The organism is Chryseobacterium kimseyorum (assembly GCF_025971945.1).
Lineage (GTDB): Bacteria > Bacteroidota > Bacteroidia > Flavobacteriales > Weeksellaceae > Chryseobacterium > Chryseobacterium kimseyorum.
In genome coordinates this window covers 290,649-310,720 of sequence record NZ_JAPDHW010000004.1, presented here as the reverse complement: position 1 = coordinate 310,720, position 20,072 = coordinate 290,649, and the positions used below count along the sequence as shown (strand labels likewise).

The following is a 20,072-nucleotide window of genomic DNA, read 5'->3' as shown; positions in this document are numbered from 1 at the left end:
TTTTTTGCATTAAGTTAAATCAATATTAATCCTGTCCGTCCATCGGAATGATTTTTCCGTTTTCATCGTATTTCAATTCCCTCACTTTTAAACTTCTTAGGTAACTTTTTCCGCCAGATAATTTACTGTCGTGATAGAAAAGATACCATTTTTTATCAATTTCAATAATGCTGTGGTGCGTCGTCCAACCCACAACCGGACTCAGAATTTCTCCCTGAAAAGTAAATGGCCCGTAAGGATTGTCGCCAATGGCATAAACCAGTTTGTGGGTTTCGCCGGTAGAGTAGGACAGGTAGTATTTGCTGTTATATTGATGAATCCAGACTCCTTCAAAAAACCGTCTGTGTTGGTCTGCCGATTTCAGCTGATTACCGTTTTCGTCGAGAATTAAAACATCTTTGGGTTCCTCAGCCAGCTCTTTCATATTGCTTTTCAGCAAAGCGATCTTTGGCAGCAAGGCATTTTCTTCCTTTTGAAGTTCAGGATAATTTTTAGAATGCTGATTATTTCTGTATTCCTGAAGCTGCCCACCTTTCAGTCCTCCAAAATAAATGAAATATTTTCCGTTGTCATTCAGAACAGTAGGATCTATGCTGTAAGTCCCGGAGATAGGATTTTTTTCTGCTTTAAAAGGACCTGTCGGACTTTTGCTGGTTGCAACTCCAATTTTAAATGCGTCATTTTTGTCTTTCGCTGGAAAATATAGATAATATTTATTCCCTTTTTTGGCAACATCGGGAGCCCAAAGTTGCTGCTTTGCCCAGGACACATCCTCGAGTTTCAATGCGATACCCTGATCTTTCGCCTTGTGATTAACATCGTTCAAAGTCAGCACATGATAATCTTTCATATTGAAATGTGCACCATTGGCAGCATCTTTGACATCAGTTTGAATATCATGGGAAGGATAGATATAGATTTTTCCGTTAAAAACGTGAACAGAAGGATCTGCAAAGTACAGGTCGTCAAGTAAATATCTCGGACTTTCCTGTGCGTAACCGATTGCACTAAATAACGTAAGGATGATAAATTTTCTCATGGATTCTATTTTTCCGCAATTGACTTTACGAAAATAGAGAAAATTTTAGTTTAGATTATAATTTACAATCACCAACCTCAAAATAAAATGCACAAAGTCTTGCTGCGCATCATTTCTGCTGATGAGTTTGTTTTTATACTCGTAGGTGCTGAAAACTTTTAATAAACTTTTATACGTGTCGTAATCTGCATCTTTAATTCTGATTTTCACGTGACCGTCTTTTCTTTTGATAAGTTGGTTATCTAAAGTTCTCACTTTAAATAAAACGTCACATGACTTCGGAACTAAACCGTAGTATCTCTCAACGATATTCACTTTGAATGCATCAAATATGATGGTGTTAAAAACTAGATTACCATTAGAATCTGGCGTGCGGAGCTGAAGTTGATAGTTCATAGTGAATTGCTACCTTTAAATTTATAAAAATTAAATAATAAATGAAGTGAAAAAAGAGACTTTGTAAAAAAGTCTCTTTTATTATCCTTTAGTTAAATAAATCTTTCACTTTATCAAAGAAAGTTTTCTCCTTCCCGGAAGGTTCTGCAACCATGTCGCCACTAGACATCTGCTTTTCAAAGAAATCTTTTTGTTCTTTGTTAAGCGTCTGAGGTGTCCATACATTGATATGAATAAACATGTCGCCCTTTCCGTAGCTGTCAATACTTGGTAAACCTTTTCCTGCCAATCTTAGGATTTTTCCGGATTGAGTTCCTGCATCAACGGTGATTTTCACTTTTCCGCCAACGGTAGGAATTTCTTTTTTAGTTCCTAAAGCAGCTTCTGCAAAAGAAACATATAATTCCTGATGAAGATTATCACCCTCTCTCTTGATTGTTTTATCTACTTCTTCCTCTACAATCACCAATAAGTCTCCAGGTATTCCGCCAAATGGTGCATCATTACCTTTTCCTCTTACATTCAGCTGGATACCGTCTCTTGCACCTGCAGGAATATTGATTGATATTTCTTCTTCGTCTTTGATTAGACCCTGTGCATTGGCACCTGCAGGAATTTTATCGGCAACTTTACCGATTCCCTGACAAGTTCCACAGGTAGTCTGCGTCTGCATCTGTCCGAACATTGTGTTCATCACCTTCATCTGAACTCCAGCTCCGTTACACGTAGGACAGGTTTTTGAAGTGGCGCCTTCTGCCATCTTCATTTTTTTTACTTTAAGAGTTTTTTGGGTTCCGTTCACCATCTCTTCAAGATTCAGCTTGATTCTGATTCGTAAATTAGAACCTTTCACCTGTTGACGGCCACCTCCGCCGCCACCGAATCCGCCAAAACCTCCGCCACCGAAAATGTCTCCGAACTGACTGAAGATGTCTTCCATATTCATTCCGCCACCGAAGCCGCTGCCACCGTAACCGCCTGCCCCGCCAACACCGGCGTGACCGTATTGATCGTAGCGTGCCTTTTTGTTATCGTCGCTTAAAACTTCGTACGCTTCTGCAGCTTCTTTAAATTTCTCTTCAGCATCTTTATCTCCCGGATTTTTGTCTGGGTGATATTTGATCGCCATTTTTCGGTATGCTTTTTTTATTTCGTCGGCACTCGCAGATTTGCTGACCTCAAGAACCTCGTAATAATCTCTCTTTGACATATTTTTATAAGTAATGAGCAATGGGTAATAAGCAATTATCAATTACTTATTACCCATTGCTGATAATTAATTTCCTGTTACAACTTTTGCAAAACGGATCACTTTGTCACCTAAAGTATATCCGGTTTCGATCACATCTACAATTTTACCTTTCAAATCCTCAGAAGGAGAAGGAATCTGAGTAATTGCTTCGTGATAATCTACGTTGAAAATATCACCCGCTCTCACTTCCATAATTTTCAATCCTTTCTCAGTTAATTTATTTTTAAACTTGTTATAAATCAACTCAACTCCCTGAAGGTCTGCTTCGTTACCGTTTTTTGCAATTTCTTTTAAAGCTCTTTCGAAATCATCTAAAACACCCAACATAGAAACCATCATTTCCTGGTTGGCATAAGTGAAGAATTCCATCTTCTCTTTTGACGTTCTTTTTTTATAGTTTTCAAACTCTGCGTACAATCTGATGTAACGGTCTTTTTCTTCTGCCAAAAGTTCTTCTGCAGTAGGCGTTTCTGTCACATTTTCTTCTGTAGGCGTTTCTGTCTGAGGATTGATTTCTTCCTGATTATTGATATTTTCTTCGTTGATATCCTGATTTTCCATGTTTCAATAACTTTTTATACTCCATGTTTGTCAAAGATTTTGCCAAAGAAAAAATCAGGACATTTAGGCAGATTTGTAAATTGTCCCATATTGTAATGATGACCGAGGTCCTAGCCCCGATTGCAGTGGAAATCCTTTTTTGAAAAAAAAGATTGTAGCGGAAAGCGGGAAAAAGCTCCTAAAAAAATGATGAAAAAGTTAGTTGTAATCCATCGAGTCTTCTACCTTGATAATCAAATTATTCACCAAAAAATGTCTGATACAAAAGATATAAGTTTAAAACAATAATGATTGCTGTGATTATCCAGACACAGATTTTAAGAAATGATTTGTTTACAAATTCGCCCATTTTTGCTTTGTCGTTGGTAAACATAACGAGTGGAACTACTGCAAAACTCAGCTGCATTGATAAGATTACCTGACTTAAAACCAAAAGGTCTGTGGTGCCCTTTTCTCCATAAATGATTGTCACAATTAAAGCGGGGATTACGGCAATTAATCTCGTAATCAAACGTCGCAGCCACGGCTTTAATCTGATGTTTAAAAAGCCTTCCATCACGATTTGTCCGGCAAGCGTTCCGGTAAGTGTGGAGTTTTGCCCGGAAGCTAAAAGTGCGATTGCAAAAGCGATACTCGCCATAGAAGCACCCAAAATTGGAGTCAGCATTTTATAGGCATCGTGAATATCTGCGATGTGCTGATTTCCTGTTGTGTGAAAAGTTGCTGCAGCTAAAATTAAAATGGCAGCATTAATGAAAAACGCCAGTAGCAGAGATACTGTGCTGTCTATAGTTGCGTATTTGATAGCCTCTTTCTTGCCTTCTTTGTCGCGTGTATAATCTCTTGTCTGAACAATACTGCTGTGAAGATATAAATTGTGAGGCATGACTGTGGCTCCCAAAATTCCGATACCGATGTAGAGCATGGCAGGGTTGGTGATAATTTCTTTCTGCGGAATTAAGCCTCCCAAAATAGCATTGATTTCCGGTTTTGAAATAATAATTTCGTAGCCAAAGCACACCAATATGATAAACATGAGGCCTGCGACAATACTTTCTATCCATCTGAAACCTTTTGCCTGAAGCAACAGGATAATTAAAACATCAATTGTGGTGATCACAATTCCCCAGGTTAAAGGAATGCCGAACAGTAAATTTAAAGCAATTGCAGAACCGATGACCTCCGCCAGATCACAGGCGGCAATGGCAATTTCACAAAATACCCAAAGTATAAAATTGGTTGTAGGTTTGAAGTGGTCTCTACAGGCCTGGGCTAAATCTCTTTCTGCAACAACTCCCAGTTTCACAGATAAATGTTGCAGAACCATCGCAAATATATTTGATATCAGAACAACGGAAAGCAGCGTGTAGCCAAACTGTGAACCTCCGGCAATATCGGTCGCCCAGTTTCCGGGATCCATATAACCTACGGCTACCATTAGTCCGGGACCGGCAAAGGCAAGATATTTCCGCCAGAAACCTGAACCTTTCGGGATGGAAATTGAGGAGAATACCTCTGGTAATGAGTGTGATGTTTTATCTTTTCGCCAGGCGTTTTTCATACTGAAGTTTCATTTGTTAGAAATGACTAACAAATTTAATTAAATAAATGAAATGGAGGTGATGTTCACATAAAAAATCCCGAAAATATTCCTTCGGGATTTAACTTACTATTTAAAAGTAAGATTATTTTGTAAATCTTACAGCCATTTTTCTGTCAGCAGCTCTTTCTGCGTCTGATGCAGCTGCATCTACAGTTGCAAATTTACTTCCGTAACCGTCGGCTCCGGTAACCTGTGCACCAACTCCCTGTTTAGCCAACCAGTCTTTAATATAGGTTGCTCTATCACCAGAAAGTTTTACGTTAGCAGCCTCGTTACCAACCTTGTCAGTATATCCGCCAATTTTGATTTTAGCGTCCGGATATGCTTTTAAAATAGCTACTAAATTTTCCAACTGACCTTGGGATCCTGCTTCCAGTTCACTTGCGCTACCCATTTTGAAGTTTACATGGTCGAAGTTATACCAGTTGTCTTTTAAAGCAGCGTCATCAGCTGCACTTGTGTAAGATCCGCTTTTCAGAAAAGTAATCATGTTGTCTTCCATTCCTCCTCTGTAACCTTTTAATGCTGTACCGTTCAGATCAATGTCTTCGTCTACTTTTGTAGTGGTCATTGTGGTTGCGGTATCATTCTGCATTGTTGATGAATCTGTTGTGGTATTTAGAGAATCACCGGCTACAGTTGTGGTTGTTGTAGTTTCTTTTTTCTCACACTGCTTCCACAAAAAGTACGATGCGGCAATCAGTAATAATAAAGGTAAAAGCCATTTCCAAATCGATCCGCCGTCAGAAGTTGTCGTAGGTCGGTCCGGAAAAGTTCCGCCGTCTGCAACACTTTTTGTAACTTCAACTTTCGGCTCTTCGTTTGAAACAGGAGTCGGCGTAGGAGTCGGTGTTGAAACCGGAGAAGTTTTAATAGCATCATTATCATTGTCAAATTTGTAACCTTTAGCCCAGTCACCAACATTTAAAGATGCTAATGATAAACCTGCAGGCAATAATGATGAAACAATACCTTTCTGGTCGTTTAGCAAACTGGAAATGCCTGCCTGATCAAGATTGTTGTCTGCTGCATATTTTCCTACAGAACCAATAGTTGCACCTGTCACCAGATTAAGCAATGAAGAAGATGAATTATTGCTGATTCCTGCGTATGTTGCTATAGAATTGACCAAGCCACTCAATTTGTCACCAAAAATTGATGCCAACAAGCCCTGTACCCATGTGTTGTCTGAAGCCACTCCCATTAGATTTCCCAAAACTCCCTGAGACGGTGCCGTGGTAATTGCATCTAACACTGCAGGGTTGTCTGAATTGTTTGCCAATCCGCCTACAACTGCAGGTAATAATCCTCCGATAGCTTTTGAAATACCGGATTCACTTTCGCCCAATTGCGATGCAGCCTGCGTTACCAGTGCGGAACCAAGCTGACCTTTAATTAAATCGATGATGTTTAATGACATAATATATTATTTGAGATTAATGTATTATAAAATTAAACAAAAATCTATCCAAATCATGATTTCAAAAAAAAATCTTTAAAAACCGCATGGATTTTTAAAGATTCGGTAATTGTATGTTGTTGACTTTTAGTAAGCTTTCGCGTACAGAACTCTTCTTTTTGAAGGTTTTCCTGAAATCATAGAAACACCTTCTTCAATATCATCATCCAAAGGAATACATCTGATCGTTGCCTTGGTTTCTTCTTTAATCTGCGCTTCTTCTTCGTCAGTTCCGTCCCAGTGAGCATAGATGAAACCACCTTTTTCTTCCAAAACTTTTTTAAACTCCTCATAAGAATCAACTTTTGTAATGTTGTCTTTTCTGAAGTCAAAAGCTTTGGTGTACATATCCAGCTGAATGGTTTTTAAAAGATCTTCAATATAAGAATCTAAACCTTCCAACGGACGGGTTTCTTTGGTAAGGGTATCTCTTCTTGCAATTTCAACAGATTTATTTTCCAAATCTCTCTGTCCCATTGCTATTCTTAAAGGCACACCTTTCAATTCGTACTCAGCAAATTTCCAACCCGGTTTGTTTTGAGTGTCATCATCAAACTTCACTGAAATTCCTTTTAACTTTAATTTATTCTGAATTTCCAAAGCAACCTCACTGATTTGGTTTAACTGCTCTTCTCCTTTGAAAATAGGAACAATAACTACCTGAATCGGCGCCAGTGTTGGAGGTAAAACCAAACCGAAGTCATCAGAATGCGTCATAATCAAAGCTCCCATCAAACGTGTGGAAGTTCCCCAAGAGGTTGCCCACGCGTGTTCTATTTTTCCTTCTTTATTGGTGAATTTTACGTCAAATGCTTTTGCGAAATTCTGTCCCAGGAAGTGAGAAGTTCCAGCCTGAAGAGCCTTACCATCCTGCATTAATGCTTCAATACAATAAGTGTCGTCAGCGCCGGCAAATCTTTCAGAAGGAGTTTTCACACCCATTACTACCGGCATTGCCATAAATTTTTCTGCAAAATCTGAATAAACATTATTCATTTTTTCAGCCTCTTCCAATGCTTCATCTTTTGTTGCGTGAGCAGTGTGACCTTCCTGCCACAAAAATTCAGAAGTTCTTAAAAATAAACGCGTTCTCATTTCCCAACGAACAACATTTGCCCACTGATTGATTAAAATTGGTAAATCTCTGTAAGACTGAATCCAACCTTTATAGGTATTCCAGATAATAGCTTCAGAAGTTGGACGAACAATAAGTTCTTCCTCTAATTTTGCTTCAGGATCAACGATCAGTTTTCCTGGGTTATCAGGATCGTTTTTCAGACGGTAATGAGTAACAATTGCACATTCTTTGGCAAAACCTTCAGCATTTTTTTCTTCAGCCTCAAATAAACTTTTGGGAACGAACAGCGGGAAGTAAGCGTTAACGTGACCTGTTTCTTTAAATCTTTTGTCCATTTCGTCACGCATTTTCTCCCAGATCGCGTATCCATATGGTTTGATAACCATAGATCCCCGTACTCCGGAATTTTCAGCTAAATCTGCTTTTACAACCAATTCATTATACCATTTGCTGTAATCTTCGCTTCTTGAGGTTAATTTTGCCATTAATTTTATTTTAATATTTTAACTTTTCTCTTTTATTGTAATCTAAAAATAAAAATCTATTTTTGATAGATATTTGTTACCAATGATTTGGTATATTTTTGGTACAGATTGCAAATATAATTTAAATTAAAAATTTTTACATTATCATGAAAAGAAATATACATAAAAATTTACTTGGCATGCTGAAATCTAAAGGGGTTCTGGCTATCTCAAGTGGTTTGCTATTAATGTCTTGCGGTGCTCAGGTAGGAGGTTATAGTGAAACAGACGGAGTATATTATGATCCCAATAAAGATACACTACCGGAAGGGGTTATTATTAACGGAGATCAGGGAAACAGGGTAGGAGATTATTATGAATACTATCCTGAATCTAACATTGTAGAAAACGCTCAAATCAATTCATCACAATACGACAACAGATATGACAGCTGGAGTAATGCCAATTATGGTAATGCTACAGATTCTGACTGGGGTAATTTCGCAGGTAATGAGACCAATATCTACGACAACTCTTGGGGTTGGGGTATGGGATGGGGCTCACCTTGGGGAATGTATGGCGGTTACGGCTCTTACTGGGGAATGGGATCTGGCTGGGGCATGGGAATGTCATTTGGCTGGGGAAATTCTTGGGGCTGGGGCGGTTACAACCCTTACTGGGGTATGGGATGGAACTCTCCTTACTGGGGCATGTATAATCCTTACTGGGGAGGATACGGTTACGGAAACTGGGGATATGGCGGTTACTACGGTAATAATTTTTACAGACCAACCTACAGAAGAAGTGGAGCTAATGGTGGCGGATTCAAAAATACACCAAGCATTAGTGGTAGATATAATGGAAACAGCTCTGGTTTCAGAAATGGCAACAGTGGCTCAGGGTTGAGAAACAGCCAGGGAGTCAGAAATGGCAACGGCGGTTTCAGACAGGGTGCTACCAATGGTGGTTTCAGACAAGGAACAATGAACGGCGGATTTAGAAATCAGTCAGGAACGAGAAATCCTAATTATCAGCCAAGACCAAACTACAATACAAGACCAAATTATAACCAGCAGCAATCTCAGCCTAGATACAGAAATGACAGCGGAACGAGACCTAGCGACAACGGTGGTTTCAGATCAGGAGGATTCAACTCTGGCAACAGCGGAGGTGGCGGATTCAGATCAGGAGGTTCTTCTGGCGGCGGCGGAATGAGATCAGGCGGCGGAGGCGGCGGTTTCCGTGGTGGTAGATAATTTTTAAAACTCAATAACTATTAATAAAATAATGTTAAAAAAATCTTTAGTCATAATGAGTATTTCTGCAGCATTTTTTGTGCAGGCTCAGGATATTTCAGTGATCAGAAACTCTATTGATGTATACTCAAATACACCAATGGTTGGTTCGTCTAAATTTAATGCAATGGTGGGTTCCAATGGAGCCCTTGGTGGAGACGCCACTTCACTGATGACCAACCCGGCAGGTATTGGAGTTGCGATTGCAGGAGATATCTCAGGAACATTATCAATAACAAATAATAAGAACACCGCTTCACTGGCGGGTTCTTCTATTTACTACAATATCAATAAGGTAAATATCGGAAATGTAAATGGGGTGGCAACCTTTCAGTTAATGACCGAAACACCTTGGAAGTTTATCAACGTAGCAGCCAATATTTCCACTACTTCGATAGAGGATTATATCGAGACACCAGGTAACTCAAATGTTTCTATTGCAAAAAATCTTGTTGATCAGGACGGAAATAATGTGGTTGGAAATATGTCTTATTTAGGTCACGCCTATAACAGATATGGTACTCAGACTAAATTTAATGTAGGGGTTGGTGCAAATTACAATAACGCTTTGTATTTCGGAGCAAGTTTGAATATGCATGGTGTCGATATGGAACAGTATGACAGTGCAGTTTTCGGCTTAGATTTAGATAATTCTGTGACGACATTCGACAAGCAATACACTCCATACTCTGAGAAATCGAGTGGTATTTCCGGTACTTTGGGGGTAATTGGTAAGGTAAATAACCAGTTAAGATTGGGTGCTTCAATTGAAACTCCGACTTGGTGGTCTATCGACAGAGCGTACAGAGATTATTATGATGGTGGAGACGGAATTTACTATGATAATTTTGTTGAAGACAGAACCTTCAGATCTCCAATGAAAGCGACTTTGAGTGGAGCTTTTGTACCGAACAAAAATTTTGCAATCAATGTTGACTATACTTTAGGATTAACAAAGCCTAGGTATAAAGTGCAGGGTGTTGCTGAATCGGAACTGAATACTTTTTTCAGTGATAATTACAAAAACTTGTCTGAAATAAAAGTCGGTGCGGAATACAGAATCAAAGCCTTCAGATTAAGAGGAGGTTATTCTTACGCATCAAGTCCGTTTGATTCTACTACAATCAATGCTTTTTCAAATAACGGAACTGTTGCTAACACTAACTACAGCAACTTTATTTTGGGAGACAGAAATACAATTGGTGCAGGTATAGGATACGATTTCGGTAAATTTTTCATTGATGCAGCATATCAGAACATCACTTCTGAATACAAAAATCCGTTTTTGGCAGGATATGAATTTGATAATTACAACACAGGATATTACTCAGGTGATTTCGATGTTACCACTCCAAATTCTGTAGTATCAGATGTGAAAAATGTAAGAAACAATTTCTTCGTTACTATAGGTTGGAAATTCTAGTCAAAAATTTTAATTAAATATAAAAGGCTTCGAAATGTTTCGAAGCCTTTCTTTTTTGTTTGAATAAACTATTTGTTTTTCAGAATTAGCTATTCAGGCAAAATAATTTTTTTCTAAAATGTGGAATTTTTAAATTCCGTGAAGGGAGAAAATTTGAAGTGGAATTTTGTGCCTAGTGTTCTTAAGTTATCTCATTTAATGATGATGACCGTGCGGATGAGAATGGAATAAATGCATTAGCAATGCAAGAGAAACTCCCAAAATGACCAGTCCAATTTTAGACCAGTTGATGTTGTGATTTTTGTTACTCTCAAAAATAATCACCGACGAAATGTGAAGAAAAATACCACCGACAATTGCCAAGAAGTATGGCTGCCATTCAGGATTGAAATAATTTCCTAGTAACATTCCCATCGGGGAAGCTAAAGCGAAAAGGGCAACAATCAGTAAAGACGGATATGATGCCTTTGAACCTGAGCGGTTAAACAGAAATGCTCCTAAAATAAATGAAATCGGGAGATTATGGAATAAAATTCCAAGTAAGTATGGTGACAGAGGATTCGTTTCATTAGCTAAAGGAATTCCTTCTATAAAAGCATGAATGAAAAGACCGACCATCAGGGCGACAGGTAAAATATTGCTGCTCTCATTGTGATGATGAAAATGTCCATGCTCAAAACCTTTGGTTAACGCTTCAAGAATCATTTGAAGTAAAACTCCGCCAATCACAAAGATTCCCAGATTTTCGCTTACATCAGAATTGTAAACCTGTGGGAAAACTTCATTCAGGCAGATGGTAATCAAAAAACCTGCGCTAAGAATCAGGAGATTTTTGGCAAACTGTTCTTTTTTACCGAATAGTTTTCCTAGAAAAACGCCGGCAATTACGCTTAAAATTAATAATATTATAATCATTTTAGTTAAATGGTAATAGTAAATAATAAAGGAGAATCAATGCATTCAAACTGTACAGGCTATATTGATTGATGGCTGTATATATATTTAAAAATGTTTTTCAGAAAACTTAAAACAGTTCCTATAATTAATAATAGTCCAGAAATTACAAATGGCAACAGAGGTGTATGACTGTCTGTAAATCCAAAGTTAAGTCCAGAAAATCTAGAACTCAGAGTCATAATAGTGAAAATCATATAAATATTCACGGATCTGATTTACTTTTTCTTAAACAGATTGATGCAACGTGGTGAAACTTCCTTTTCAAAATCATGCAGCTGATAGTCACCCCAAATTTTTATTCTTTCAAAACCACATGCTGAAGCATAGTTTTCGATGGTTTCTAAAGTATGAAGTTTTACTTTTTCGAAAAAATGTTTTGGTTCCCCATTAATCTCAAAGCGAATGTCTTTAATGATGTGTCTGCCTTCGATTTTTTTAGAGATATGAAAATCTATCCCTTCTCTACTGACAGTTGTTTCCGGAACTAAATTTTTGGTTACATATTCTTCATTCAGATAATCTAAAACCAAAAATCCTTCAGGTTTTAAAGCGTTGTAAACTGATTTGAAAACATTTCGGTCATCCTTTTCGTTATCAAAATATCCAAAACTGGTAAAGAGATTGAAAACTGCATCTACAGGCTGAGAATCAATGGGATTTCTCATATCATGAACTTTGAAAGTCAGACTTTCATTCTCAAACTGCTTATCGAAGTCGATACTTTGCTGAGAAAGGTCAAGGCCAAGTACATTATAACCCAATTTATTCAGGAAAACTGAATGTCTTCCTTTTCCGCAGGCTAGGTCTATTATTTTTGAAGATTGAGGCAGCTGAAGCTCCTGAGTGAGTTTTGTGATGAAGTTTTCTGCTTCCGTATAGTCTCTGTTACTGTAAAGCAAATGATAATAAGGCGTATCAAACCAAGATTCAAACCATTCCATAATGCAAAAATAACTAAATTTGCGGTGTTAAAAGAAATGTATTTTAAATATTCAGGTATTGAGACATTCAATTCTGTGATGAAATTAAATGTTAATTCATTGTTTTTTAAATAGTTAAATCTTTTAATAATTACTTATGGATACAGAAAATATTAAAATTCAGATAAAAACATTCTTCGGATTAGAAACTGTTTTGGGCGAAGAAATCAAAAAACTCGGTGGAAGGAACGTGGAACTGAAAAATCGTGCAGTCAATTGTGAAGGAGACTTAGGTTTCCTTTATAAAATCAATTATGCAGCGAGAACAGCTTTGAAAATTTTGGTTCCGATCGATGAATTTAAAGCCTACAACGAAACGAAATACTACGACAGACTTTTCAAATTTGAATGGGATGAGTTTATGGATGTGAACCAGACTTTTGCTATAGATTCTACAGTGAATTCTGAAAGGTTCAGCCATTCTCAGTTCATGACTTTTAAAATGAAAGATGCGATTGTAGATTATTTCCAAAATAAGTATGGAAGAAGACCAAGCATTGAAACAAAGTCACCTGATATTAAATTCCACCTTCATATTGATAGGGAATTGGTAACGATTTCTCTGGATTCTTCAGGTGATGCTTTATTTAAAAGAGGTTACAGAAGAGAGCAGGGGGAAGCACCTATCAATGAAGTTTTGGCAAGTGGAATGTTGCAGTTGGCAGGTTGGGACGGCAAAGGAAATTTCCTTGACCCTATGTGTGGTTCCGGTACCTTGTTGATTGAAGCTGCAATGATTGCAATGGATCTGCCGGCACAGCTTTACAGAAGAAGATTTGCCTTCCAAAACTGGAAAAATTATGATGATGATTTGTTTGCTACCATCAAGCAGCATCGTGTAGACCGAATCAGAGAATTTCACGGTAAAATTGTTGGGTATGATATTGACGGAAGAATGCTGGATGCAGCAAGAACCAATGTAGAATCTGCAGAAATGGAAGACGTTATTGAAGTAAGAAGAGAAAATTTCTTTGATACTAAGAAAGATCTTTTCCCGCTGTTGATGGTTTTCAACCCGCCATATGATGAGAGAATCTCGATCAATGATGACGACTTTTACAAGAAAATTGGTGATACTTTTAAAACAAGCTATCCCAATACTTTGGCTTGGCTGATCTCGTCAGACCTGGATGCTCCAAAGAAAATTGGATTAAGACCTTCAAGAAAAATCAAATTGTTCAACGGGAAGCTGGAAACGAGATTTTTACAATACGAAATGTATGAAGGGACTAAGAAGTTGCATAAACTGGAGAATAAAGAAGAATAGATTATGCCTTTTGACTTTTTTGACGGCCTAGGATTTATTGGTGATCTGTTGAATTTCTTAGGAAGTACTTCAGATTCAGAATCTTTAGGTGACAAAGAAAAGTCACAGAAAAAATCAAAATATATTGTAGAATGGTGGAGCGGAAGTTTACTTCTGTTGTCAGCCATTCTATTTTTTTTTGTTTTTAAAGATCCCTTACCAACAGAAAATTATTTGCAAACTTTGGTTGTTTGTTCAATTATAGGATTTGTAATTTCTTTTGTTGTTTTTTTTGCTCTTTATCATTTCGGACTTTATTATTTTAAGAGTATTTTTAAACTGCTTTTGTTTAGCGGTTCAGTAATTTTATTTTCTGTTGCTGTGGTGTTTCTGATTTATTTTAAATCGGGAATTTGATATCATAAAATAAGTAATCAATCATTTTACGTTCAGAAAATGATTAATACAGATTAAAAAATGAAATGTATCGTTCGGAAAATGATCTGACAGTATCGGAATATCATTTGTGAGGTTACGAATATCATCTTGATGCCTAGGGAAACCATTTTTACATTACGGAAAGTGATTTTTCAAACGTTTCAAAGTAGTCCGCTAAAACACAATCATTATCACTGTGCAGAAATTCAGGTTTTTATATTTTAATTAACGATAAACAGTTTGTAAGTTCATTCACGAATAATTAATTTTGAAAAAATTTCCATTTGAACCCAACCATTTCCATTGTTGTCGCCATTTTTAACCGAAAAGACGAGCTTTTCGAGCTGCTCAACTCTTTAAGCTTTCAAGCGGATAAGGCTTTTGAAATCATTATCGTTGATGATGGCTCTCTTGTAGATCTGAAACCTACCATTCAAAGTTTTGAAGGGATTTTAGAGATTAAATATTTCAGAAAAGACAATTCGGGTCCAGGTTTGTCGAGAAATTACGGTTCAAAAAGAGCTTCGAATGAATGGCTTGTTTTTGTAGACAGCGATGTGATTGTAGAGAAAGATTATATTGAAAATATTAAAAAAGATATTCTCACAATTCCTTGTGATGCTTTTGGTGGCGCAGACAAGGCGCATAAAGGTTTTAATCTGATGCAGAAAGCGATTTCTTATTCCATGACTTCCGTTTTTACAACAGGCGGAATCAGAGGGAATAAAAAAGCGGTTTCAAAGTTCCAGCCCAGAAGTTTTAATATGGGCGTAAAGAAAGAAGTCTTCGAAAAAGCAGGCGGTTTTTCTGAAATGAGAATTGGAGAAGATCCGGATCTATCGATGACGCTTTGGGAAAATGGTTTCTCAACGGCGTTTTTCGATGATATTGCTGTTTATCATAAACGACGTGTAGATTTCGGGAAGTTTTCTAAACAGGTTTATCAGTTTGGCTGTGCGAGACCGATTTTAAACCAGAGGCATCCGAAATATGTGAAAATCTCTTTTGCTTTTCCTACTCTGTTTCTGCTGGGGTATATTTTAGGATTTATAGAATATTTTATTCTTGGGAGAGGAATTATTCTGGCGTTTTACGGTCTGTATACTTTTATGGTTTTAATACATGCAATGATTGTTACCAAAAACATTGCGATCGCCGGAATGGCGGTTATCTCTACTTATATTCAAATGTTTTCTTATGGGTATGGTTTCTTAAAATCATGGATTTTACTGAATGTTTTTAGAATGAAACCTGAAGAGGCGTTTCCAAAACATTTTCATAGAAATTAGTTTTTTAAAAAATTTCAAACAATTCATCACTACAGGTCAGGATGACAGTTTATTAGCCCTTATAATTTAACAGGTGAACGTTTAGTAAAATAATAAATGCTGTTGAATTTCAACAGCATTTTCTATAAGTAATCCTTTAGTTTAAACTAAGACACCATTTTTAGAAGCAATCGGTTCCGGAAGATCGTCGTGCTCGCCAATCATTTGAAGAAGATCAATTTCAATCGTTCGGCAAATCGACAGCATAGGAATGTCAAACATCAATCCGCCAAAAGGATTTTCGGAATAATCGCCGACAAGTTCCATTATAATATAGATCCAGCCTACGATGACGCAGAACGGGATACATGTCCAGATTCCCCAATCGCCCAATTTGCTGAATTCGCTTACCAATCCTAACGGTAGGAGAATAATAAAAATTACGATGAAAATAAATCCGGAGTTGGCAAACTGCCTTGGTGAAGGGAATTTTTTAATTCTTTCTGCCTGTCCCTGATAATCGTAAAAATCATTTAAACAGTTCTGAAGCTGCATCTGATCAAAATCGGTGATCACTTTTTTATTTTTTAAATAATTGAGATCTTTCGCCTGTTTCGAATTAAGATACGTTGCAAAATTTTTATAATCTTCCTGTAAGTTAAATTCTTCCTCTGACAAGTATTTAGACTGAAAAAGATGCGTTCTTACATAATCAGGAAAGCCGGCTTTCATTACACGATTTCTTCTGGTATTGATTTGTCCGAAGTGTCTTTCAAGACTTATATGTTCCCATTCAGTAGGAACTAAGAGTTGTTCTCGCAAAGTATACAGCCAGGCAATATGACGGTAAACCAGCTGTTTTTTAAAGTCTTTAATGTAATGCATTTCACCTTTTTCGGTGTCAAATGCACAGAGCATTGAAGTAAATGACCGACTCGAATTCACGATCGCTCCCCAGATTTTTCTTGCTTCCCACAAACGGTCATATGCCTGATTGCTCTTAAAACCGACGAAGAATGCAACGGCCGTACCTACCAACGTCAATGGAACCAACGGAATCGTCATCCACTGCCATTCAAAAAAGTAATAGATGGCTGCGACAAATGTACTCCACGCCGTAAGCCAAATAAGATGCAGACCTGCGAGATTAGCGATTTGTTTGTAATTAAAATATTTTGTTGTGATCATTTAGAAAAAATTATTAAACCCAAGTTAACAAAAACTGTACAAAAAAACCTCTAAATTATTTTTAGAGGTCTTATTTATTTTTTATCTGAATTAGAATTTCAGCATTTCTTCGATTTTAGCAGCTAATTTTTCAGCATTTGGAAGCATCTCTTTTTCTAAAATTAAATTAATCGGAACTGCAGGAGTATCCAGCGATCCCATCGTTTCAACCGGAGCGTCAAGATATTTGAAACAGTTCTTAGCAATACGGTGTGCGAAAGCTTCAGCAAATGAATTATTGAGTTGTTCTTCTGTTAAAACGATACATTTTCCATGTGCTTTTACTCTTTCAAAAACAAGTTCTTCATCCAAAGGAATGATGGTTCTCAAATCGATTACTTCCACTTTTCCGCCGAAGTTTTTCACGGCTTCTTTTGCCCAGTAAACTCCCATTCCGTAAGTGATGACGACAACCGTGTTTCCTTTTTTAATTTCATTTTCGTCAGCTTCGATAACGATTTTTCCTTTTCCAAAAGGTAAAATATAATCTTCAGCCGGCTCGATGGTTTTTGCATCTTCAGTTCCCGGAACTTTGCTCCAGTAAAGACCTTTGTGCTCCAGCATCACAACCGGATTTGGGTCGTAATAAGCTGCTTTCAGTAAGCCTTTAAAATCGGCTGCGTTGCTTGGATAAGCGATTTTTATTCCTTTAATATTCGCTAAAATACTTTCAACACTTCCGCTGTGGTAAGGTCCGCCACCGCCGTAAGCTCCAATCGGAACTCTGATAATATTGCTGACAGGAAATTTCCCGTTGCTTAAATAATTTGATTTTGAAATCTCAGTAATAAGTTGGTTAATTCCCGGATATATATAATCGGCAAACTGAACTTCAACAATCGGTTTTAAACCAACCGCACTCATTCCCGTCGTCGAACCGATGATATACGCTTCCTGAATGGCCGTGTTGAAAACTCTTTTGCTTCCGAATTTCTTTCCTAAAGTCACCGTTTCACGGAAAACTCCACCAATTCGTTCCCCAACATCCTGTCCATACAGTAAAGCTTCCGGATGCTTCCACATAATCTCCTGAATCGCGTGAATCGCTGCGTCAACCATTACGATTTTTTCGCCACCTTCAGGTTCGCGGGTTCCCACTTCATCCGTAATCGGAGTCGGTGCAAAAATATGCTGCATTACGGTTTCGGGCTTTGGATCTTCGGCTTTTTGAGCTCTTTCAAAGGCTTCCTCAGCTTCCAGTCTTGCCTTTTTCGTAATCTGCTTTAATAATTCTTCGTCTGTTCCAGATTCCAGCAACTGATTTCTCAGGATTTCTCCCGGATCTTTTGCTCTGTGCTTGATTAAATCTTCCTCGTCTCTGTAAAATTCTCTTCTCACTCCCGAAGTATGATGACCAATTAAAACGGTTTTTGCACAGACCACCAACGGTTTTCTCTTAGTTCTTACAAAGTCGACCGCTTTTTTCATTACTTCAAAACTTTGAGTAAAATCGGTTCCGTCAACTCTCATTCTTCCCAGACCTTCAAAACCTGCAACAAAATCATAGGCATCTACAGTTCTCGCTTCTTCTTTGGTCACAGAAATTCCCCATTCGTTATCCTGAACCAGGAAAATAATTGGAAGCTGGTGCAAAGCTGCAAACTGAAGTGCTTCACTCACTTCGCCCTCTGTCACAGAATTGTCTCCCAAACTGCAGACAACCACTGGATTATTTTCAAATTCCTCCAGTTTAAAATCCTCAATATATTTGATTCCCTGAGCAACTCCTGTTGTAGGAATGGTCTGCATTCCAGTAGCGGAACTTTGGTGAATCATCTTCGGCATGTTTTCGTTTCTGCTCGAAGGATGGGAATAATACGATCTTCCACCCGAAAAAGGGTCTTCGGCTTTTGCCAACAATTGAAGCATCAACTGATAAGGCTCAAAACCAATTCCCAACAAAATACTTTCGTCTCTGTAATAAGGAGAAACCCAGTCTTCTTTTTTCAACTGATAAGCCGTCGCCAACTGAATAGCTTCGTGACCTCTCGAAGTACTGTGTACGTATTTGCAAACATTTCTGTTTTCCTCATAGATATCTGCCATTGCTTTGGCAAGCATCATGTGGTTGTAAGCTTTAAGTAAAATATCCTGTGAAACTTTTTCGTGAAGTGTATTTTCCATAGAAGACAAAGATAAACATATTTTGGATTTTTGAAAATTATTGCCTAACAATTGATAGGTTGGTTGTGCTTACCTGCAAAAACTGGGAAGGAATTTTAAAACTAAAGAAGAATAATTTTAAAGGTTTGGTATAAGATAACTTCATTTTTTTTTAAATCTATTTCCAAAAAAAAGAACCCTGCCAGCGTTTAAAACGCTGGCAGGGTTGTATGATTCTGGATGGTATTGTAATGTTTTTTATTACAACTTGGTTTTATTTTTAGCAAGTGACTTTTTTAATTTTAACAATAAAGTTATCAGAAAATAGAATGTAACACCTAACAATATTGTTACAGGAATAAACCAATTTCCTAACATTTCATACTGTTGAAAATTGTTATTGGTTAAAAACCCGCCATACTGAAAGATTTCTCCCTTTTTGTAATAGAATCCTACGTGATCGGGGTAAAATATTTTTCCAAAAATCAACACTACAAATGCAAAAAGAAATAAGTACAGAATGAAAAATATAAAATAAATAATTCCGTGAGAAAAATTGAGGATGAGTGCGTGAAAGATATGAATAGGATTGAAAGTGTTTGTTGCTTGGTTTAATTTTTTTTCAGCAATTAAAGGTTTTAAAACCTCATTCGGAATACCGATTCTTCCAAGGGTATCCGTGAGTTTTTGTACTTCATTGCAATCATATTCAGTTTGACTTAAACTTTCGTAAATATGACTATTCATTTCCATCAGAATGTCAATCTGATCGTCTTTACTAAGTTTTTTTGTTGCTGCCTGAATTTGTTTAATATAATCTTCATATATTTTTTTTGCAGCAGTATCATTGAAGTGTATTTTTTTAAATTCCATTATTTAAATTAAATTAGTTAAAGTTTGTTGTAATTCATTCCACTGATTTTTCATTTCCTCAAGAGTTTTTTTTCCGGTTTCGGTAAGGAAATAATATTTTCTTGGGATTCCGGTTTTTTGCTCAACCCATTTTGATTCAAGTAGATTATCGGTTTTTAATCGATTCATTAACGGATAAAGAGTGCCTTCTGCAATTTCGATATTGGTCAGCAGTTTTATTTTCTCAATCAGTTCATAACCATAAAGTTCATTCTCCTTTAGTACAAGCAAAACAATGAATGACAAAGTTCCTTTCTTGACCTGTGACTGCCATTTCTCTAAAAATTCTTTATTCATTTTCCAAATGTAAAACAAAATACATAGTTAAACAAAGTATTTTGTATTTAATTTTGAGTGCTGTTTAAATATTA

Annotated in this window: 18 protein-coding genes; 5 read left to right on the top strand and 13 right to left on the bottom strand. The window is 37.1% G+C overall.

Features of this window, described 5'->3' with window-relative positions; genetic code table 11:
* Window positions 1-25 precede the first annotated feature (25 nt).
* From OMO38_RS07980 to proS, 7 genes are all read right to left on the bottom strand, one after another.
* Window positions 26-1,039, bottom strand: a complete 1,014-nt coding sequence (locus OMO38_RS07980) for a glycoside hydrolase family 43 protein (RefSeq protein WP_264749673.1) — start codon at window positions 1,037-1,039, stop codon at window positions 26-28.
* 45 nt (window positions 1,040-1,084) lie between these two features.
* Window positions 1,085-1,435, bottom strand: a complete 351-nt coding sequence (locus tag OMO38_RS07975; RefSeq protein WP_264749672.1) for a prevent-host-death protein — start codon at window positions 1,433-1,435, stop codon at window positions 1,085-1,087.
* An 88-nt stretch (window positions 1,436-1,523) separates the two neighbouring features.
* Complete coding sequence (dnaJ, locus tag OMO38_RS07970; RefSeq protein WP_264749671.1) at window positions 1,524-2,645, bottom strand: molecular chaperone DnaJ; 1,122 nt, start codon at window positions 2,643-2,645, stop codon at window positions 1,524-1,526.
* A gap of 66 nt (window positions 2,646-2,711) precedes the next feature.
* Window positions 2,712-3,248: a nucleotide exchange factor GrpE gene (locus tag OMO38_RS07965; protein WP_264749670.1), complete on the bottom strand. Its 537-nt coding sequence runs from the start codon at window positions 3,246-3,248 to the stop codon at window positions 2,712-2,714.
* Between the two features lie 238 nt (window positions 3,249-3,486).
* A complete protein-coding gene (locus OMO38_RS07960; RefSeq protein ID WP_264749669.1) occupies window positions 3,487-4,809 on the bottom strand; it encodes an Nramp family divalent metal transporter in 1,323 nt (440 codons plus the stop codon).
* Window positions 4,810-4,933: 124 nt separating this feature from the next.
* A complete protein-coding gene (locus OMO38_RS07955) occupies window positions 4,934-6,271 on the bottom strand; it encodes an OmpA family protein (RefSeq protein ID WP_264749668.1) in 1,338 nt (445 codons plus the stop codon).
* A gap of 126 nt (window positions 6,272-6,397) precedes the next feature.
* Window positions 6,398-7,873 (bottom strand): proline--tRNA ligase, encoded by a 1,476-nt coding sequence (gene proS / locus OMO38_RS07950; RefSeq protein WP_264749667.1) that lies wholly within the window; start codon window positions 7,871-7,873, stop codon window positions 6,398-6,400.
* A gap of 146 nt (window positions 7,874-8,019) precedes the next feature.
* Here proS and OMO38_RS07945 point away from each other — a divergent pair, with 146 nt between their 5' ends.
* Window positions 8,020-9,108, top strand: coding sequence for a prolyl-tRNA synthetase (locus OMO38_RS07945; RefSeq protein WP_264749666.1), 1,089 nt, complete (start codon window positions 8,020-8,022; stop codon window positions 9,106-9,108).
* 55 nt (window positions 9,109-9,163) lie between these two features.
* Window positions 9,164-10,570, top strand: coding sequence for an OmpP1/FadL family transporter (locus OMO38_RS07940; RefSeq protein WP_264749665.1), 1,407 nt, complete (start codon window positions 9,164-9,166; stop codon window positions 10,568-10,570).
* Window positions 10,571-10,765: 195 nt separating this feature from the next.
* Here the strand turns inward: OMO38_RS07940 and OMO38_RS07935 are convergent, their stop codons facing one another.
* Entirely contained in the window at window positions 10,766-11,485 is a 720-nt protein-coding gene (locus OMO38_RS07935; protein ID WP_264749664.1) for a ZIP family metal transporter, read from the bottom strand.
* A gap of 257 nt (window positions 11,486-11,742) precedes the next feature.
* Window positions 11,743-12,468 carry a class I SAM-dependent methyltransferase gene (locus tag OMO38_RS07930; RefSeq protein ID WP_264749663.1) on the bottom strand — a complete coding sequence of 242 codons (726 nt, stop codon included), beginning with the start codon at window positions 12,466-12,468 and terminating at the stop codon, window positions 11,743-11,745.
* Window positions 12,469-12,604: 136 nt separating this feature from the next.
* On the opposite strand from OMO38_RS07930, the gene OMO38_RS07925 reads away from it, so the two are divergent.
* The 3 genes from OMO38_RS07925 to OMO38_RS07915 all read left to right on the top strand — a co-directional run bounded on the left by OMO38_RS07925 (window position 12,605) and on the right by OMO38_RS07915 (window position 15,480).
* The gene (locus OMO38_RS07925; RefSeq protein ID WP_264749662.1) at window positions 12,605-13,774 is read left to right on the top strand and encodes a THUMP domain-containing class I SAM-dependent RNA methyltransferase; all 1,170 of its coding nucleotides are present in this window, start codon (window positions 12,605-12,607) and stop codon (window positions 13,772-13,774) included.
* Between the two features lie 3 nt (window positions 13,775-13,777).
* Window positions 13,778-14,170 carry a branched-chain amino acid ABC transporter substrate-binding protein gene (locus tag OMO38_RS07920; protein WP_264749661.1) on the top strand — a complete coding sequence of 131 codons (393 nt, stop codon included), beginning with the start codon at window positions 13,778-13,780 and terminating at the stop codon, window positions 14,168-14,170.
* A gap of 305 nt (window positions 14,171-14,475) precedes the next feature.
* Window positions 14,476-15,480 (top strand): glycosyltransferase family 2 protein, encoded by a 1,005-nt coding sequence (locus tag OMO38_RS07915; protein ID WP_264749660.1) that lies wholly within the window; start codon window positions 14,476-14,478, stop codon window positions 15,478-15,480.
* A gap of 141 nt (window positions 15,481-15,621) precedes the next feature.
* Here the strand turns inward: OMO38_RS07915 and OMO38_RS07910 are convergent, their stop codons facing one another.
* From OMO38_RS07910 to OMO38_RS07895, 4 genes are all read right to left on the bottom strand, one after another.
* Window positions 15,622-16,647: a bestrophin family protein gene (locus OMO38_RS07910; RefSeq protein WP_264749659.1), complete on the bottom strand. Its 1,026-nt coding sequence runs from the start codon at window positions 16,645-16,647 to the stop codon at window positions 15,622-15,624.
* 90 nt (window positions 16,648-16,737) lie between these two features.
* The gene (locus OMO38_RS07905; RefSeq protein ID WP_264749658.1) at window positions 16,738-18,810 is read right to left on the bottom strand and encodes an alpha-ketoacid dehydrogenase subunit alpha/beta; all 2,073 of its coding nucleotides are present in this window, start codon (window positions 18,808-18,810) and stop codon (window positions 16,738-16,740) included.
* A 240-nt stretch (window positions 18,811-19,050) separates the two neighbouring features.
* Window positions 19,051-19,662, bottom strand: coding sequence for a hypothetical protein (locus OMO38_RS07900; protein WP_264749657.1), 612 nt, complete (start codon window positions 19,660-19,662; stop codon window positions 19,051-19,053).
* A gap of 3 nt (window positions 19,663-19,665) precedes the next feature.
* Entirely contained in the window at window positions 19,666-19,998 is a 333-nt protein-coding gene (locus tag OMO38_RS07895; RefSeq protein WP_264749656.1) for a PadR family transcriptional regulator, read from the bottom strand.
* Between the last annotated feature and the right edge of the window lie 74 nt (window positions 19,999-20,072).

Coding starts and splice junctions, on each gene's coding strand:
- OMO38_RS07980 (WP_264749673.1), bottom strand. CDS start 1,039: ATGAGAAAATTTATCATCCTTACGTTATTTAGTGCAATCGGTTACGCA.
- OMO38_RS07975 (WP_264749672.1), bottom strand. CDS start 1,435: ATGAACTATCAACTTCAGCTCCGCACGCCAGATTCTAATGGTAATCTA.
- dnaJ (WP_264749671.1), bottom strand. CDS start 2,645: ATGTCAAAGAGAGATTATTACGAGGTTCTTGAGGTCAGCAAATCTGCG.
- OMO38_RS07965 (WP_264749670.1), bottom strand. CDS start 3,248: ATGGAAAATCAGGATATCAACGAAGAAAATATCAATAATCAGGAAGAA.
- OMO38_RS07960 (WP_264749669.1), bottom strand. CDS start 4,809: ATGAAAAACGCCTGGCGAAAAGATAAAACATCACACTCATTACCAGAG.
- OMO38_RS07955 (WP_264749668.1), bottom strand. CDS start 6,271: ATGTCATTAAACATCATCGATTTAATTAAAGGTCAGCTTGGTTCCGCA.
- proS (WP_264749667.1), bottom strand. CDS start 7,873: ATGGCAAAATTAACCTCAAGAAGCGAAGATTACAGCAAATGGTATAAT.
- OMO38_RS07945 (WP_264749666.1), top strand. CDS start 8,020: ATGAAAAGAAATATACATAAAAATTTACTTGGCATGCTGAAATCTAAA.
- OMO38_RS07940 (WP_264749665.1), top strand. CDS start 9,164: ATGAGTATTTCTGCAGCATTTTTTGTGCAGGCTCAGGATATTTCAGTG.
- OMO38_RS07935 (WP_264749664.1), bottom strand. CDS start 11,485: ATGATTATAATATTATTAATTTTAAGCGTAATTGCCGGCGTTTTTCTA.
- OMO38_RS07930 (WP_264749663.1), bottom strand. CDS start 12,468: ATGGAATGGTTTGAATCTTGGTTTGATACGCCTTATTATCATTTGCTT.
- OMO38_RS07925 (WP_264749662.1), top strand. CDS start 12,605: ATGGATACAGAAAATATTAAAATTCAGATAAAAACATTCTTCGGATTA.
- OMO38_RS07920 (WP_264749661.1), top strand. CDS start 13,778: ATGCCTTTTGACTTTTTTGACGGCCTAGGATTTATTGGTGATCTGTTG.
- OMO38_RS07910 (WP_264749659.1), bottom strand. CDS start 16,647: ATGATCACAACAAAATATTTTAATTACAAACAAATCGCTAATCTCGCA.
- OMO38_RS07905 (WP_264749658.1), bottom strand. CDS start 18,810: ATGGAAAATACACTTCACGAAAAAGTTTCACAGGATATTTTACTTAAA.
- OMO38_RS07900 (WP_264749657.1), bottom strand. CDS start 19,662: ATGGAATTTAAAAAAATACACTTCAATGATACTGCTGCAAAAAAAATA.
- OMO38_RS07895 (WP_264749656.1), bottom strand. CDS start 19,998: ATGAATAAAGAATTTTTAGAGAAATGGCAGTCACAGGTCAAGAAAGGA.